Source organism: Kastovskya adunca (assembly GCF_059505785.1).
In genome coordinates this window covers 1-15,406 of record NZ_JCACLG010000028.1, presented here as the reverse complement: position 1 = coordinate 15,406, position 15,406 = coordinate 1, and the positions used below count along the sequence as shown (strand labels likewise).

14 protein-coding genes and 1 pseudogene are annotated in these 15,406 nt (G+C 47.3%); 6 read left to right on the top strand and 9 right to left on the bottom strand.

The genetic code is table 11. The annotated features are described in order from the left end of the window. Positions 1 to 119 precede the first annotated feature (119 nt). Positions 120 to 1,838 carry a R3H domain-containing nucleic acid-binding protein gene (locus AC5JR3_RS10865; RefSeq protein WP_495845887.1) on the top strand — a complete coding sequence of 573 codons (1,719 nt, stop codon included), beginning with the start codon at positions 120 to 122 and terminating at the stop codon, positions 1,836 to 1,838. A gap of 136 nt (positions 1,839 to 1,974) precedes the next feature. Here the strand turns inward: AC5JR3_RS10865 and AC5JR3_RS10860 are convergent, their stop codons facing one another. The 8 genes from AC5JR3_RS10860 to AC5JR3_RS10825 all read right to left on the bottom strand — a co-directional run bounded on the left by AC5JR3_RS10860 (position 1,975) and on the right by AC5JR3_RS10825 (position 8,308). Beyond that, entirely contained in the window at positions 1,975 to 3,282 is a 1,308-nt protein-coding gene (locus AC5JR3_RS10860) for an aminopeptidase P N-terminal domain-containing protein (RefSeq protein ID WP_495845783.1), read from the bottom strand. Between the two features lie 185 nt (positions 3,283 to 3,467). Beyond that, positions 3,468 to 4,241: an MBL fold metallo-hydrolase gene (locus AC5JR3_RS10855; protein ID WP_495845781.1), complete on the bottom strand. Its 774-nt coding sequence runs from the start codon at positions 4,239 to 4,241 to the stop codon at positions 3,468 to 3,470. 58 nt (positions 4,242 to 4,299) lie between these two features. After that, complete coding sequence (locus tag AC5JR3_RS10850; protein WP_495845779.1) at positions 4,300 to 4,887, bottom strand: anthranilate synthase component II; 588 nt, start codon at positions 4,885 to 4,887, stop codon at positions 4,300 to 4,302. Between the two features lie 25 nt (positions 4,888 to 4,912). Beyond that, complete coding sequence (locus AC5JR3_RS10845; RefSeq protein WP_495845777.1) at positions 4,913 to 5,353, bottom strand: diacylglycerol kinase family protein; 441 nt, start codon at positions 5,351 to 5,353, stop codon at positions 4,913 to 4,915. A gap of 172 nt (positions 5,354 to 5,525) precedes the next feature. Then, positions 5,526 to 6,071, bottom strand: coding sequence for an rRNA maturation RNase YbeY (gene ybeY, locus AC5JR3_RS10840; protein WP_495845775.1), 546 nt, complete (start codon positions 6,069 to 6,071; stop codon positions 5,526 to 5,528). 6 nt (positions 6,072 to 6,077) lie between these two features. Beyond that, positions 6,078 to 6,266 carry a DUF3285 domain-containing protein gene (locus AC5JR3_RS10835; RefSeq protein WP_495845773.1) on the bottom strand — a complete coding sequence of 63 codons (189 nt, stop codon included), beginning with the start codon at positions 6,264 to 6,266 and terminating at the stop codon, positions 6,078 to 6,080. 75 nt (positions 6,267 to 6,341) lie between these two features. Next, a protein-coding gene (gene prfB, locus AC5JR3_RS10830) for a peptide chain release factor 2 (protein ID WP_495845771.1) occupies positions 6,342 to 7,449 on the bottom strand; the annotation gives its coding sequence in 2 pieces (ribosomal slippage) (positions 6,342 to 7,376 and positions 7,378 to 7,449; 1,107 coding nt in all). Positions 7,450 to 7,579: 130 nt separating this feature from the next. After that, positions 7,580 to 8,308, bottom strand: a complete 729-nt coding sequence (locus AC5JR3_RS10825; RefSeq protein WP_495845769.1) for a Bax inhibitor-1/YccA family protein — start codon at positions 8,306 to 8,308, stop codon at positions 7,580 to 7,582. A gap of 411 nt (positions 8,309 to 8,719) precedes the next feature. On the opposite strand from AC5JR3_RS10825, the gene AC5JR3_RS10820 reads away from it, so the two are divergent. Continuing rightward, complete coding sequence (locus tag AC5JR3_RS10820; RefSeq protein ID WP_495845885.1) at positions 8,720 to 9,502, top strand: RNA polymerase sigma factor SigF; 783 nt, start codon at positions 8,720 to 8,722, stop codon at positions 9,500 to 9,502. A 7-nt stretch (positions 9,503 to 9,509) separates the two neighbouring features. On the opposite strand, the gene AC5JR3_RS10815 is transcribed toward AC5JR3_RS10820, so the two are convergent. Then, on the bottom strand, positions 9,510 to 11,012 hold the full coding sequence (locus AC5JR3_RS10815) for a CIA30 family protein (protein WP_495845767.1): 1,503 nt from the start codon (positions 11,010 to 11,012) through the stop codon (positions 9,510 to 9,512). A 232-nt stretch (positions 11,013 to 11,244) separates the two neighbouring features. Between AC5JR3_RS10815 and AC5JR3_RS10810 the strand changes: the two genes are divergently transcribed. The 4 genes and pseudogenes from AC5JR3_RS10810 to AC5JR3_RS10795 all read left to right on the top strand — a co-directional run. After that, the gene (locus tag AC5JR3_RS10810; protein ID WP_495845765.1) at positions 11,245 to 12,135 is read left to right on the top strand and encodes an alpha/beta fold hydrolase; all 891 of its coding nucleotides are present in this window, start codon (positions 11,245 to 11,247) and stop codon (positions 12,133 to 12,135) included. A gap of 312 nt (positions 12,136 to 12,447) precedes the next feature. Then, positions 12,448 to 13,371, top strand: a complete 924-nt coding sequence (locus tag AC5JR3_RS10805) for an ABC transporter ATP-binding protein (RefSeq protein WP_495845763.1) — start codon at positions 12,448 to 12,450, stop codon at positions 13,369 to 13,371. Continuing rightward, positions 13,364 to 14,137 (top strand): ABC transporter permease, encoded by a 774-nt coding sequence (locus AC5JR3_RS10800; protein ID WP_495845761.1) that lies wholly within the window; start codon positions 13,364 to 13,366, stop codon positions 14,135 to 14,137. The genes AC5JR3_RS10805 and AC5JR3_RS10800 overlap by 8 nt, the downstream gene beginning before the upstream one ends. Positions 14,138 to 14,863: 726 nt before the next feature. After that, positions 14,864 to 15,232 (top strand): annotated as a pseudogene (locus AC5JR3_RS10795) (transposase); the annotation flags it as partial. Positions 15,233 to 15,406 lie beyond the last annotated feature (174 nt).

Below are 15,406 nucleotides of genomic sequence, written 5' to 3'. Positions count from 1 at the left end.
CAGCGATCGCTGTATTTAATACAAGCATCATGGTGAATTTCGACGGTATCAACCCTTTGGATCAACAACTTTCCGATCAACTCTCACCAACCGAGGACGAAACGAACAACTCAGGGAGAATGCAGATTACAGACAATCTGCAAAAATTATTCGATATTCTGCCCGATGAGATTCGTGCTGCGGTTGAGAAACACCCCCAACGCAACAACTTAATTGAAGTCGTCATGGACTTAGGGCGCTTGCCAGAGGTGCGCTTTCAAGATCAGGCGGAGTATCTCCTGGAAGCGCCTGTTTCCCAGGAACAGCTAAACTACTGCATTGCCAGAGTTGGCAGCTTTAGCGGTGATAACCGAGCCGGGATTGAGCGAACGCTGCACCGAATCAGCGCTATTCGCAACCGTACTGGGACAATCATTGGCTTGACCTGCCGTGTCGGTCGTGCTGTTTTTGGCACGATTGCCATGATTCGCGACTTGGTAGAAACAGGTCAGTCGATTCTGATGTTGGGGCGTCCGGGTGTTGGTAAAACAACGGCTTTGCGAGAAATTGCCAGAGTCCTCGCTGACGATTTGCAGAAACGAGTGGTGATTATTGACACCTCTAACGAAATCGCGGGGGATGGAGATATTCCCCACCCAGCGATTGGTCGGGCGAGACGGATGCAAGTTGCGCGTCCAGAACTTCAGCATCAGGTGATGATTGAGGCGGTAGAAAACCACATGCCAGAAGTCATCGTCATTGATGAAATTGGTACAGAATTAGAAGCCTTGGCGGCAAGAACCATTGCCGAACGAGGAGTGCAACTGGTAGGAACTGCCCATGGTAATCGGATCGAAAACTTAATTAAAAACCCGACTTTATCCGATTTGGTGGGTGGTATTCAGGCAGTCACCTTAGGCGATGATGAAGCTAGACGCCGGGGTTCTCAGAAAACGGTATTGGAACGCAAGGCACCGCCAACGTTTGAAATTGCGGTGGAAATGCTGGAACGGCAGCGCTGGGTGGTGCACGAAAGTGTCGCTGACACCGTGGATGAGTTGCTACGCGATCGTCAGCCGAATCCGCAGGTGAGGACGGTTAATGACAACGGTAAAGTTGCCATTACTCGTGAATTTCCTAACGCCCCGGTGGCTATCCGACCGGATAGAAGCGTTGCGGCATCTGCCCCACCTAGACCGACGGGTTGGCGGGCATCAGGACAAATGCGCCCCCTAGAGCGTCAGACTCCGGTGTGGTCATCAGAGAGTAGCGATTTCGATCGGTTGCTGAATAAATCCTGGCAGCAGCAAGATGATGGGAGCGGGATGCGGTATGCCGGGCCAAATGGCGAGGACTTCCCCCTGCACATTTATCCCTATGGAGTTAGCCGTCATCAGTTAGAGCAAGTGATTCGGGTGCTGAACTTGCCTGTGGCGATTACCAAGGATATAGACAGCGCCGATGCAATTTTAGGGTTGCGATCGCATGTGAAAAACCACGGTAAGCTGCGAACGATGGCACAAGCCCGTCAGGTACCGATTCATGCGGTGAAAGCTAGCACCATCCCTCAGATTACCCGCGCTCTGCGGCGACTGTTGGATATGGATGACCCGAAGATCCCAGATGCGGCTGACATGCGCTTATTCACCCACAATGGCAGTGAAGACGAAATTGAAGCACTAGAAGAAGCGCGTCTGGCGGTAGAACAAATTGTGATTCCCAAAGGGCAACCGGTGGAATTATTGCCGCGATCGGCACAAGTGCGGAAAATGCAACACGAGTTAGTCGAACACTACCGCCTGAGATCTGACAGTTTTGGCGATGAACCCAACCGTCGCCTGCGGATTTACCCCGCCTAATCAAATGAAGAGACGCGGAGACGACTATCGCGTCTCTTTTTTTATATGAGCAGGATTATTTAAGAGGTGGCAACTTTTCAACCACCTTCTGAAGGCGCACGGCGTGCGCCCGTACCTCAATCCTCTACCTCACGAACTACCGTTCCATCTCCTCCACTGATTTAGGTACGCCAGCCGTCAGCACTTCCTGTCCCTCAGGGGTGACTAAGACATCATCTTCAATACGAATGCCAATACCGCGCCAGCGTTCATGGGGTTCCGGCTGTTCTTCTGCGGGTTTTACATTAGACCCAATATAAAGACCCGGTTCGACGGTGACAATATGACCAGATTGCAAGGTTTGCCAGTTCTCACCGTGCTTGTAGACGCCGACATCGTGGACATCTAACCCTAACCAGTGTCCGGTACGATGCATATAGTAAGGCTTGTACTTCTCTTCTTCAATCAGTTGGTCAATTTCTCCTTTGAGAATTCCCAAATCAACTAAACCTTCAACCAATACCCGCACGGCTGTGTCGTGGAATAAATTATAGGGGTTGCCGGGTTGGACTTGGGCGATTGCATGAAGTTGTGCTTCTAAAACAATCTCGTACAGCGCTTTTTGTTCCGGCGTAAATTTCTTACCAACTGGGAAGGTACGCGTAATATCAGCGTTGTAATACCCATAGGCGCAACCCGCATCGATCAGCAGCAACTCATTGTCCTGCATTTGTCGGTTGTTCTCGATGTAGTGCAGGATACAAGCATTTGCTCCCGACGCCACAATCGAAGGATATGCTGGGCCAATTGCGCCCCGTAGACGGAAAAGGTGTTCGATTTCTGCCTGAACTTCGTACTCATTACGTCCCGGCTGGGCGAAGTGTCTAGCATGGTTATGAGCTTCTACGGAAATTGCAGCGGCTTTCCGCATCATCTCCAACTCTGAGGGGCTTTTGACCAGCCGCATCGCGTGGAGAATCGGGTTAGTGGATTCAATCGCTATTGGTCCCGTACCGCGTTTGGCATAGCCCATCATCAGGCGTTGCCAGTGAGTGAGGAGAGTTTGATTGAAATCGCGATCGCGTCCCAAATGATAGTAAATGCGATCGGCATTAATTAAATATTGAGGTAGCTTCTCGTCGAGTTCCGCAATCGGATAAGCCTCATCTGCCCCATATTTTTCTTTCGCCGCTTCTACTCCCGTGCGATAGCCTGTCCAGACTTCCTTCTCCGGATCTTTCGGCTGCACAAACAGGATAAATTGATGTTCTTCATGATGCGGTGCTAATACAGCCACCGCTTCTGGTTCATTAAAACCCGTTAAATAGAAAAAATCACTATCCTGTCGAAACACATACTCAACATCATTGTGCATGACAGCCATCGGGGCGCTGCGAAACACAGCCGTTCCCGTGCCAATCTTCTCCATCAACTGCTCGCGACGAGCTTTGTACTCTGCTTGCATAGCGACCTGATTGCCTTAAATACTCCTATATAATGAACGGTTATCTAGGAAAATTGGGCATTAAAAAACGCCTCTCCACTATTCACTGCTGTTTATAAAGGGAGGCGCAGATTGATTAAAAACTGATCAGTTGTGAGTTGAAACGTTCTGACTTAAAATTCAACCCTCAAAACTTCTTTCTTTCCTTAAAACTGATAACTCATCACTTGAATCACCGAGCTATCTTGAGGCAAATCAGCAGGTCTTAAAGTCAGCGTACTGCTACTGACTCGACGCACGGGCGTTCCTTCGCTTAAGGCTAAAAACTCATCTACCGCCACAATATCACAGGCATTATCATCAGCCGCTGCTGTTCGGTAATGCGTAGGAATGGTGATTTTAGGATTAAGCACTTGCATTGCCTGTTTGGCTTCGCTAGAGTTATAGGCTTTTGGTCCACCACCTACTGGTATGAACGCTAAATCAGGACGCCCCATGAGGATCTTCTGCTCAATCTCAATTGGTGCTGCTGCCCCACCCATGTGCAAGATATCAATTCCTGCTTGTGTCCATTTCCAAGCCACATTATTACCAAAGCGCCGTCCTCCTTCGCGGTCATGAGCGCTACTGATACCTTGAAATTGGGTGCCCAGCTGATACACACCCGGTTCAAACAGGAGCTTTGGCTGTCCTGGTAATCCTTCGGCGGCCCCTTCATCAAAAAGCTGGCTACTGATTAAAACGATATCTGCCGCTACCTTTGGCGGACGATACCCAGCCGTACAACCAACGGGTCGAAAGGGATTTACCAAAACTCGCATACCACCTCCCGTAAACAAGAAGCAGGTATGACCTAGCCATTGCACTGAAAGACTATCGTTGGTTTGTGCCTGGTAAGACTGAAATCCTGAGGCCAATCCTGTCCCTGCCGCCGCGAGCAAGCTTGCTCCAGCGTAGCGTATCAACTTTCGCCGTTTCATCAAACTTTTGTCCGTTATCAGTTGTCTGTCTTGTCAGTTGTCCCTTTTGGGGGAATCGCTAAAGTGATTCCAAGAAATTTCGTAGGAGCTGTTTTCCGGAAGCCGTCAGAATACTTTCCGGATGAAATTGGACGCCTTCAATGTGAGGATAGTTCCGGTGCCTTACACCCATAATCGTGCCATCCTCAACCCAGGCGGTAATTTCCAGGACATCTGGGCAGCTATCGCGATCAATTACCAAGCTATGATACCGGGTGGCGGTAAAAGGATTGGGGAGTCCTTGGAAGACGCCGACACCTGTGTGATAAACCTCTGACGTTTTGCCATGCATCAAGACGGGTGCAAAAACAATTTTACCGCCATACACTTGACCCATACTTTGGTGACCTAAGCAGACACCAAGAATAGGCAGGGTGGAACTGAGTTGATGAATCAATTCCTGAGAAATTCCCGCATCTTCCGGACGCCCTGGGCCCGGAGAAATCACGACGCCATCGGGTTTTAGCTGCCGGATTTTCTCAATATCAATTTGGTCATTCCGGTAAACCTGAATCTCAGAGGCAACTGGCAACTCAGCACCTAGTTCTCCTAGATACTGCACCAAGTTATAAGTAAAACTGTCGTAGTTATCAATTACGATAATCAAAATTCATACTCCTGCTGTCTTCTTCTTAAATGAAAAAATTAGACACAATTAAGGTAAACAGGGGAGGAAGCAGCAATGCACAGGCAACTAATACAGCTGCTAAGGCTGAAATTAGTACGGCTCCTGCGGCACAGTCTTTCGCAATTTTAGCAAGCTCATGGTAGGACTGCTTCACCGTCAAATCAACGACCGACTCAATGGCAGTGTTCAGTAACTCCATCGCCAGTACTCCCCCAATCGTTAGCCCAATCACTGAAAGTTCTATAGGTTCTAATTGTAAAAAGACACCTAAGCCGATCGCTAAGGTGCCAATTATTATATGAATGCGAAAGTTGCGTTGGGTGATAAAGGCGTAACGGACTCCAGCCCAGGCATATTTAAAACTAACCAATAAGTTGGGAGCAATCTGCCAAGCTAAATCCCGGTCGGGTTTCCCTGCCTGATCGGAGCGCTTTGAGGTCGGCATTGAAATTTCTTGGGACATTGACGGAAATATTAACAGGTAAGAGTTGGCGATCAGTAGACCAAGCCTTTTTCAGGGAAGTTTAGCGTAGATGTTGATCATTAACATCGTAGTGATAGCAGTTATTAGACGCATGGGTGTAATCATCCTACACTGACACTGCCAGAATAGGAGGCTACTGTTTGGGAGCAGTAATACCGATAGTTTGCAGTAAAGTTTTTTGCTGGTCGAGCATCGCCTCTAAACTCTCGTCGTTTGGATGATCCCAACCTAGAAGATGAAGTAAACCGTGGGCAGCTAACCAGGCAAGTTCTGTTTGTAAGGTATGTCCTTGTTGTTGAGCTTGTTTAAGGGCTGTCTCAACAGAAATGATAATGTCGCCGAGATACAAGGGCATTGATAAACGAACTTCTTCAGAAAATTGAGGGTAGTCTACCTCTAAAGCGGCAAAGGATAATACATCGGTGGGTTGGTTTTTGTGACGGTACTGAGCGTTGAGTTCCTGAACTTCTGTATCATCGCTGAGACGAAGGCTGAGTTCATAGGCGATCGCTTCTGGTAGATCTGACTGCATGGCTTTGAGCCATTGACACAACCAGATGCGCCAGGTTTCCTCAGAAATTGGGCGATCGCCAAACTCAGAATCCCTTACTGTTGTAAAAAAACAATCCTGTACGCTGACTTCTATCTCTAAAGTCTCTGTATCTAGGGGCGGCGTCATGAGTTTTTAATGAGTTAAGTAGGCAAGTCCCACCAAAACCGCGAGCAATCCCACGGTTGTCAGGAAAAAGTGCTGTAGAGATTTGCCGCCTTTACGTACCATATTCCGCATCGCCAGTTTGATAAAACTGGGTTGTGGCTCACTGGAAGAAGTTGATTTTTCAGGGATTTTACTCGGTGAGGTGGAATTACTCATAGAAATCTGCGTTAAATCAGGGACACAAGTTACTAGTCAACTTCAATGTAACAGTTGACTTAAAAATCTCTAGGGTCAAACCAACTGATTTTCCTGGCGGAGATAGGCTTCAATGAAGCGATCAATCTCACCATTCATCACATCCGCGATCGCGGTAGTTTCCACGTTGGTGCGTAAGTCTTTTACCATCTGATAAGGATGGAAGACATAGTTGCGAATTTGGTTACCCCAAGCGGCATCTACTATATCGCCTCGAATTTCCGCAATTTCTGCTGCCCGTTGCTCTTGGGCAACTATCAACAACTTGGCTTTCAAGATAACGAGGGCTTTTTCTTTGTTTTGCAGTTGCGATCGTTCCTGGGTACAGCGCACCGCAATACCTGTGGGAATATGTACAATGCGTACAGCAGTTTCTACCTTGTTGACGTTTTGCCCACCTTTCCCGCCAGCACGAGACGTCGTAACTTCCAGATCCTTTTCCGGAATATCAAGCTCAACAGAACCATCCACATCGGGCATTATTTCCACACCAGCAAAGCTCGTCTGCCGCTTGTCATTAGCGTTAAATGGTGAAATCCTCACCAGTCGGTGTGTTCCTTTTTCAGCTTTCAGGTAGCCATAGGCATACCGCCCCATAATTTCTAGAGTTGCAGACTTGATCCCCGCTTCATCACCTTCGGAAAGTTCTGCCAAAGTTACCTTATAGCCATGACTTTCTCCCCAGCGGGTATACATCCGCAGCAACATTTCCGCCCAATCAGCCGCATCGGTGCCACCAGCGCCAGCATTAATCGTCAGTACTGCTCCCTTTGCGTCGTAAGGGCCAGATAGTAACTGCTGCAACTCCCAACGATCGAGTTCTTGATTAAGCGTGCTTAAGTTTGTTTGCGCTTCAGTTAGTAATGCCGCGTCGGCTTCTAATTCCAGTAGCTCCAGCACTGCCTTGGCGTCTTCCAAGCTGGCTTGCCACTGCTCATACTGCAAAAGATTTGTTTTTAAGTCATTGAGTGCTTGCAGCGTCTCCTGGGCCTCGGTTTGGTCGTCCCAAAAATCCGGTTGAGCTGCCTGCTGTTCCAAGTCTTGAATCTTTGCTTGCAGAGCAGGTACGTCAAAGATAGTCCTGGGTTTTACCCAGGCGCTCTGACAACGTTTCGACTTCGCGTTTAATTTCTAAGGTTTCCATGATGATTTCACTTCCTTGCGACTGTGAGCGCGTCCTAATGAATCGATCTTAACGAGAGAGAGTCTATCCTAGCGACAAAGAAGGGGTACAGCTTCGGCACCCCTTCTTAGTTGAGTTTTATAACTTTGAGTTAATCGCGACCATTCAGGGCGATGAGCAACCGCAAAATGAAGATGAACAAGTTGATGTAGGTCAGATACATCGACAAAGCCGCAGGTAAGTACTGATCATCCCGGTAAGTGCGTGGCAGGATAAAAAAATCAACCACAGCCGCACCCGCGAACAAAAAGACGCCTATACCAGAAATAGCAATTTCTAGGAAAGTAGGCGTCGTGCCGCCAAACACGGCAAACAGTAGTTGACCAACCATAACAACTAGCAGCGCAATGATGCCTAGCTGTATTGTTTTGGTCAACGCCATGCCGTCTTCCTCAGAGAGGTTTGAGCCAATTTGACGGGCGGCGACAAAGGTTACTCCACATCCAAGGGCGGCAATGCCAATGCCTTGCAGACCGACTCCCGATGAACTCAGGGCGAGAAAGACAATCCCGCTCAGGGTGTAGCCGGAGAGGAGACTATAAAGCGCCAGCAGGGGCAGTGCAACACCATTGTTTCCTTTTTCCGCAACACCACGGGCAACAAAGAAGAGTACCAGTTCGGCAATTAGCGCTCCAATGAAGGTGGGCATAAACAGCCCTGGGTACGTATTGATGACTCCTAAGCCCCCGTAGGTTCCGAGAGCAGTCAAGACTAGTCCGCCACCTACGTAGGGGAGAGCATTGGCAATGACATTAGGACCAACTAGTTCGTGACCTTTGGCTTTCCGAAAGGCTTCACGAAAGTTACTAGTATTGCTCATGAGATTTCCTTTGATAATTATTTAGTAGTTTATGAGCAGAAATTGAGGATTACTTCTATTTTGGCTGAGACTAGGACTGATTCGCTAGTCGAGAGAACCGCCAGTCTATATTGCCGCCTTGTTAGCTGCGTGTGAATCCAGCCGTCCTACAAAATTGGGTTCCCCTCTCCCATTTTTAAGACAATAGGAGGCGGGAAAAGCTCAAAGCATAAAAAGGGGTTTATGAGTCAGATTTTGCCCCAAAAAGCACAGTTTGCGTGTTTGTGCGTAGACAGATCAACTCCCCTGTGCTTATTTCCGTAGAAGAACGATGGTTTGTTCGCTGCTGTGTGAAGACAATAAGTTCCAGATAGTTCAATCATTCCGGTGACAAGCAGGGATGGGTTTCTAGTTCTGGGGCTTTTTTTAATGATGGCAACTCAGTCTTTACGTTTTCAGGGAATGGAACTTTTGATTACCTATTACCGGAACCCCTCCGTTCAATTACGTAATCAATTGGTGCAGCTCAACGCCGGATTAGTACGGAAGATTGCTCATCGGCTAAAGCAACAGTGTACGGAGCCTTACGAAGACCTAGAACAGATTGGCTATCTTGGTTTGATTCGTGCCATTGAACGTTTTGACCCCCATCAAGGCTGCGCGTTTAGTTCTTTTGCTGTTCCTTATATTCGCGGTGAAATCTTGCATTTTCTGCGCGACCAAGGCAGTGCGGTGAAGATTCCCCGACGCTGGCAAGAACTCCAACGGGAAGGTCAAAAAGTTCGCAAGCAGTTAACAGAGACCCTGGGACGCCTCCCCAAGGATGCTGAAATTGCTCAAAGTCTTCAAGTCTCTCTTCAAGAATGGCGAGACAGTAAGTTAGCGGCTCAGAATCGTTTGCCTTTGAGTTTGGATGCAACGGTCAGTCAGCAAGTCGATTATTCTTTAACTTTGGGAGACACACTCCCTGATACTTACGGACAAGCTTTGCAGCATGTAGAAGAAGACAGACAACAGTTGCAGGGAGCAATGAGTCAGCTAGAAGCAAAAACCCAAGCGGCTCTTGAGCTTGTCTATTTAGGGGAGTTGCCACGTAAGGATGCGGCAAAGCGGATTGGAGTTAGTCCGATGACGGTGACGCGACATCTGCAACGGGGAATTAATGAGTTGATGTTTCTCCTTCAGTCTCAGGCGTCTGAACCGCTGGCTAGTTAGTGATTGGTTATCTAGCCTGCTCCATTTCTTGGTCTGGTTTTAAGGCAGCAAATAGGCTTTTCCAATCAGAAGCGATCGCACTAGAATTTTCCACCTCTTTGACTTCAAAGGTGACATTGCAAGCCGTAGGTTCCTCCAATGCTTGCAGGCAAAGTTCGGCAATCTCTTCTCGGCTGACTTGACCTCTAATGTTGTCGCCTTGGGCAAAGCTCAACGCCTTACCGCCGGGTTCTTCCGTCAAAGCACAAGGTCGGACAATCGTGTAAGAAATTCCACTGTCGCGGACGCACTCTTCTCCCTTTAACTTGCAAGTCAGGATACCTCCGAGTTGGTCGTTCATCCGCACGGCGGGCGGTTCTTCTTCTAAGTTAATGCCAGGACGTCCTGGACGAGTGACGCCAGCAGAACTAATCATGATCAACTGTGGCTTTGGTGCACCGCCATAAGCGTTAATAGACTCGACTTGCAAAGCAAAGTTACCCGGCTCAAACTTCGGGTTGAGTGCCCCGTCATACTCAAATTTACTGAGCATTAATTGCACGGAGTAAATGTTTTGAACATCAAACGGCGGAGCATCTGGCAGGGTTTTGGCGCGAAAGATGGGAGTCAAGGATTCAAAAGGGATACGTATATTAATCCAGCTATCTTTTTCAGTATCAAAAGAACAGCAGTAGGAAACGCCATCCCAACGGGCTTCGGTGCGTAGGATGAATTTGTATCGCTGACCGTCACCTTTTACACGCAGTTCCATACCGTCGTATCCGGCTAAATTTAGCGGCGGTTCAAAGTTGCGAGTGCGGACGGAGACAAAGCCGCCTGAGTTCTGAGTTGATACGTTACCCGTAAATAGTGCGGCATTATCTATTAGTCGGATAGAACTCTCACTAACACCCCCCATCACCACGTCATCAACAGCACCCCAGCTTTCTTTCAGGTCGTCTGAAGGGTTTTTGAAGTCAAACAGGAGTCTATCGCTGGTGGGTTTTATGTGTTTAGCAACCGTTTGTACCAGATTTTTGATGCCTTGGTATTCCACTACTTCTGGGCTATCAACGACTTCTGGCATATAAAACTTGATGCCCTGGTAGTACTTTTCGCGGGTGGGAGTGTCGCCTTCCACAGGCTGAACACGAGTTCCCGTGCAGCAGATTACGGCACTAACGTTGAACATCAACTCTGGTGTTAGTGTCTCCGGGATAGAGATGTCTGCCTCGAACAGTTCCAGATTTTCACCTAGCATCTCCCGTCCTCTTTTGGCATCTCTGACTAAGGCACGGACTTTGTAGTTTCGTTCCAAAAGTCGCCGTACAACTCGCTTACCGACACCACCTGTTGCCCCAGCAACTAGAATTACTCCCACTCGTCTTTCTCCACCTCGGTTGACTTGTTTAGGGTTTGCACGACCTGTAAAAAGCCGTTTCAGACAGCTAATAAAAGGAATAACTTCAAAATAGGTCAGTGTATCCAAAAATCTGCCTATATCCCATTGAGAGCGATTTTTGTCTGTCATAATCGCCTTTTCAGCGTTTTTTTTAGTTTATCTAGTCACACATTGGCGAACTTCACTCTATGGCTATACAAATTTAATCAATCGCCAAGACACAAAGGGCACGCACAAAGGAAAACGAAGATAAATTCTGATAATTAAAAACGGCGTTGTAGGCTGCCTGTGCTGTGACTTTGCTAACTTGCCACAGTACCAGTTTCACAAGAACATAAGAAGGTCGCGATCGCCATAATTCATGCTCTTTCAACCTCCTGGTTTCGGGCAAAAGGTGAGCAACACCTCCTTAGGACTGATGGTGTATTACACTCAAACCGCTGCACCCTGGACAACGGAGGAAGATTTACCTCCACTCATCTTTTTACACAATTTTGGCGGCGGGGCTTCGGCTTACGAATGGTCGAAGGTTTATCCCGCTTTTGCCGCTACTCACCGGATCATTGCGCCTGACTTGATTGGCTGGGGACAATCAGCCCACCCAGTGCGGGACTATCAGGTGGATGATTATTTGATAACATTGGCGGAGTTTATTTCCCAAGCGGCTGATTCGCCAGTCCCTGTGGTAGCGTCTTCTTTAACGGGGGCGATCGCCATTCGTCTCGCTGTTGAGCGTCCAGAGTTATTTCAATCACTATTTTTGGTTTGTCCTTCAGGGTTCGCTGATTTTGGACAGGATTCGGGACGCAGGTTACCGCTAAATGTAATCAGAACTCCACTGTTGAACAGTCTGATTTACACGCTAGGAGCAACAAACGATCTGGCAGTGCGTAACTTTTTGGTGCAGTTTCTCTTCGCCAACCCAGAGCGAGTCTCTGATGAAATGGTGGCAGCTTATTTAGCATCAGCACAGCAACCGAAGGCAGAATACGCGGCGCTTGCTTTCCTTCGGGGCGACCTTTACTTTGACTTAGCATTGTATATCAGGCAGTTAACGGTGCCCACTGTAATGTTTTGGGGGGAGGAGGCACAGTTTACTAATATCAAACTTGGTCGGCGATTGGCGAGTTTGAATTCCCAAGCGATTAGGGAATTTGAGGCGATCGCGGGGACGGGGGTGCTACCGCATTTGGAGCAGCCAGAGTTAGTGATTGGGCTGTTGTGGCGTTATTTGCAGTCTGCTGGGGTTTAATTGAGGAACGAACCACATGCCTACGCAGAGGGAGAGAGAAGAGGCTAGTGAGTTCTGCCATCAATCCTTAGAGAGCGTTAAGCTAAGTTTTATGTACTCTACGTTTCTCCCTTCCCAGGTCTCGCAACTGAAGAAACCAACAGCAGTTGCGCTTGCTCAACAAATCGAGCGTCAATCAATTTTCCTTCCTCAAGTAGGACAAGCGAGCGGTTCTGTACTTTATAAAATCAAAAACTGTGGTCATGTTCCCCAATTTGAGCAATCAGAAGCGAATCAATTGATCATATCCTCGCCTTTTGTAGTTGATTTGATATGAATGCACTCTTAGCGAACAACCTGCGGAAATCCTACCGCTCTAGGGGCAAACGCTTAGAAGCTGTGCGAGATGTTTCTCTGGCGATCGCGCCAGGAGAAGTGCTGGCATTCTTGGGTCCGAACGGTGCAGGCAAAACCACGACCATTAAGATGATCGCTGGGTTGGTAAGACCGGATGCAGGACAAGTAATGATTGCGGGTGTTGATCCTCACCATAACCCCAAAGCCCTAAAGCTGTTGGGAGCGGTGCTGGAAGGCAATCGCAATCTATATTGGCGACTGACTCCGGTTGAGAATTTGGAATACTTTGGAGTTTTGAAGGGGCTGACGCACAAAGAAGCTCGCCGCCGAGGATTGGCACTTTTAGAGCAATTCGACCTTTTATCGAAACGACACGCCCCAGTACAATCCCTATCGCGAGGTATGCAGCAGAAGTTAGCGATCGCGGTTGCCTTAACTCACCAACCTCGACTGCTACTTTTAGATGAGCCAACTTTAGGGTTGGATGTTGAAGCGACTCAGAATGTCAAGGCTTTGGTGCGGGCGATCGCTCAAGAAGGTTGCGCAATTCTACTGACGACTCACCAGTTAGATATTGCCGAAGAACTTTCAGACCAAGTTGCAATTATTCAAAAAGGGGAGATCATTGCCTCATCGCCCACTCACGAATTGATTCGTCAATTTTCTGGCAATACTTACGCGATCGTCATTGAGGGCGAACTAAATCCAACACAGATTGAAAGGTTACACGCCCTTGGAGCCACCCTACAAGCCGGGCAAGTGATGTATTTGGGTAGCCCAGAAGGGCTTTATCAAGTTTTAGAGATACTTAAACCTTTACCATTGCTACAGGTGAAAAAAGGTCAAGCCGACTTAACAGAAATATTCTTGAAACTAGTGCGAGAAAAACGAGATGTTTGAATTGTTTCTGGCTGAATTTCGACGGAGTTGGATTCAGTTTATTCGTTACCCAGTGGAGGTAATTGGAGGAATCTTCATCACCACTTCCATCTTCTATGGACTATTTCTTAGTGCCAGTTATATCGCAGGACCAACTTTACAATTTGGCGATCGATTGGATGCGATCGTTGTCGGTTATGTGCTTTGGAACTTAGTTCTATTTATCATGAACGACATTGCCTTAGGGCTACAATACGAATCTCAAACTGGTACTTTAGAGCAGATTTTTCTCTCCCCATTTGGCGCACCAATCGTTTTTTTAATGCGTGCTTTGGCGAGTCTTGTGCTGCGATTAGGTTTAACTTTCAGTGTTTTGCTAATCATCATGGTACTGACTGGCAGTCGTCTGGTCTTTCCTCCAGCGATCATTCTGCCCTTGATTACAGTACTGTTAGGAGCCTATGGTCTAGCATTTGCAATGGGGTCTTTAGCTTTGTTGCTAAAGCGCGTTCAGCAGTTACTAGGTATTTTCCAGTTTGCCCTATTGTTTCTCATGGCAGTACCCACAGAAACCTGGGTTGGTTCTCTACGAGTAATAAGTTGGTTCCTACCAATGACTAGTGGTGCCGGATTGTTACGAGGTTTAATGGCACGCGGCGAAGCATTAAATCTATTGGCGTTTGCTCTAGCACTAGCTAATGGTATGGCGTATTTTGTCTTAGGTTTACTAATTTTCCAAGTTTGTGAGCGCGAAGCTAAGCGAAGGGGGATGTTGAGCGGATATTAATACGAATGTTTTGAAAGTTTGGGTAGAGTCAGTAGAGGTACCACCAATGGCTTGACACCTCATACTATGAGCTAATCTAGTCCTAGTAAGGCATGATGAGAGATTACCCTACCCCTCTTCTGTCACTCTCCGAAAAGCCTTGTGTTTTCTGAATCCTAGAGCGTAGACGGAACAAGCGATCACGCAATTTTTTCTGAGTAGAATTTCTTGGAGATACGAAATTGGTCAAAATGCGATCGCCAACCCCCGCATGGCTCAGCATACCTTGTCTTTGGGAATTACTAATCCTACGAAAAACTGGAGAGTGACAGAAGAGGGGTAAGCTGAATAATGAGCATCTTGCCATACTTCATCGTTTGGTCGAAGAGCGCAATGACGCTACTTTAGAAGAATCGTGGAATCTGTTAGTTGCTCAAGCAAATGTTGATGTCAGTCGCTCAACGGTTGATAGAACACTAAATAAATTGGATCTGACATTAAAAAAAAGACGTTCCATGCCGACGAAAAAGAAAGTGAGCGTGTCCGGCTCAAGCGTGTAGAATTTTGGCAATTGCTTCAAGGCATACTGGTTCATAATCTGATCTTTCTGGATGAATCTGGTGTTATATCTGACCTTGACCCGATTGAATGCCCGTTCAGCTAAAGGTAGTCGAGCCTATGGAAAACGACCTCAAAAGCGGGGTTAAAAATGTTTCCATCATTGGAGCCATAGGCTTGAAGGGCGTTGTAGCTAGTGCAAATATTATGGGAGCCGTTGATGGTTTAACATTTGAAGCTTTTATTGCCCAGAGATTAGCACCAAAGCTATGGAAGGGAGCTGTCGTCATTATGGACAACTGCTCAATTCATTTAGGAAAAGAGATTGAAAAATTGATTAGTCAGGTCGGTGCAAGACTCATTTATTTACCTCCCTACTCTCCTGAATTTTCTCCAATTGAAAACTTTTGGTCAAAGGTCAAGTCCATACTACGTTCCTTCGAGGCGAGGACTTATCCTGACTTAGAAAAAGCACTTGAAGAGGCATTTGAGCAAGTTTCCTTGAAAGATATTGAAAACTGGTTCACTAATTGCTGTTACTGTACCTCACCTGACTGAGAAAGGCTGTATAAGTCCTTACCGAGCCTAGAAGTTGTCTTACTCCAAAGAAGTGCCATAGAGAGTAATAAAGTTACGTCAGTGTCACAAAAAGAAAAGCCCCTTTCTGGATGAAAGGAGCTTGTGCTTTTGTTTAAAGAATATAGACCTGGCATTGAGCTATTTTCCCGTAGG

What these genes read in the sequence shown, in the direction of transcription:
- AC5JR3_RS10865 (WP_495845887.1), top strand. Translation starts at nt 120, where the DNA reads ATGCAGATTACAGACAATCTGCAAAAATTATTCGATATTCTGCCCGAT.
- AC5JR3_RS10860 (WP_495845783.1), bottom strand. Translation starts at nt 3,282, where the DNA reads ATGCAAGCAGAGTACAAAGCTCGTCGCGAGCAGTTGATGGAGAAGATT.
- AC5JR3_RS10855 (WP_495845781.1), bottom strand. Translation starts at nt 4,241, where the DNA reads ATGAAACGGCGAAAGTTGATACGCTACGCTGGAGCAAGCTTGCTCGCG.
- AC5JR3_RS10845 (WP_495845777.1), bottom strand. Translation starts at nt 5,353, where the DNA reads ATGCCGACCTCAAAGCGCTCCGATCAGGCAGGGAAACCCGACCGGGAT.
- ybeY (WP_495845775.1), bottom strand. Translation starts at nt 6,071, where the DNA reads ATGACGCCGCCCCTAGATACAGAGACTTTAGAGATAGAAGTCAGCGTA.
- AC5JR3_RS10835 (WP_495845773.1), bottom strand. Translation starts at nt 6,266, where the DNA reads ATGAGTAATTCCACCTCACCGAGTAAAATCCCTGAAAAATCAACTTCT.
- AC5JR3_RS10825 (WP_495845769.1), bottom strand. Translation starts at nt 8,308, where the DNA reads ATGAGCAATACTAGTAACTTTCGTGAAGCCTTTCGGAAAGCCAAAGGT.
- AC5JR3_RS10820 (WP_495845885.1), top strand. Translation starts at nt 8,720, where the DNA reads ATGGCAACTCAGTCTTTACGTTTTCAGGGAATGGAACTTTTGATTACC.
- AC5JR3_RS10815 (WP_495845767.1), bottom strand. Translation starts at nt 11,012, where the DNA reads ATGACAGACAAAAATCGCTCTCAATGGGATATAGGCAGATTTTTGGAT.
- AC5JR3_RS10810 (WP_495845765.1), top strand. Translation starts at nt 11,245, where the DNA reads ATGCTCTTTCAACCTCCTGGTTTCGGGCAAAAGGTGAGCAACACCTCC.
- AC5JR3_RS10805 (WP_495845763.1), top strand. Translation starts at nt 12,448, where the DNA reads ATGAATGCACTCTTAGCGAACAACCTGCGGAAATCCTACCGCTCTAGG.
- AC5JR3_RS10800 (WP_495845761.1), top strand. Translation starts at nt 13,364, where the DNA reads ATGTTTGAATTGTTTCTGGCTGAATTTCGACGGAGTTGGATTCAGTTT.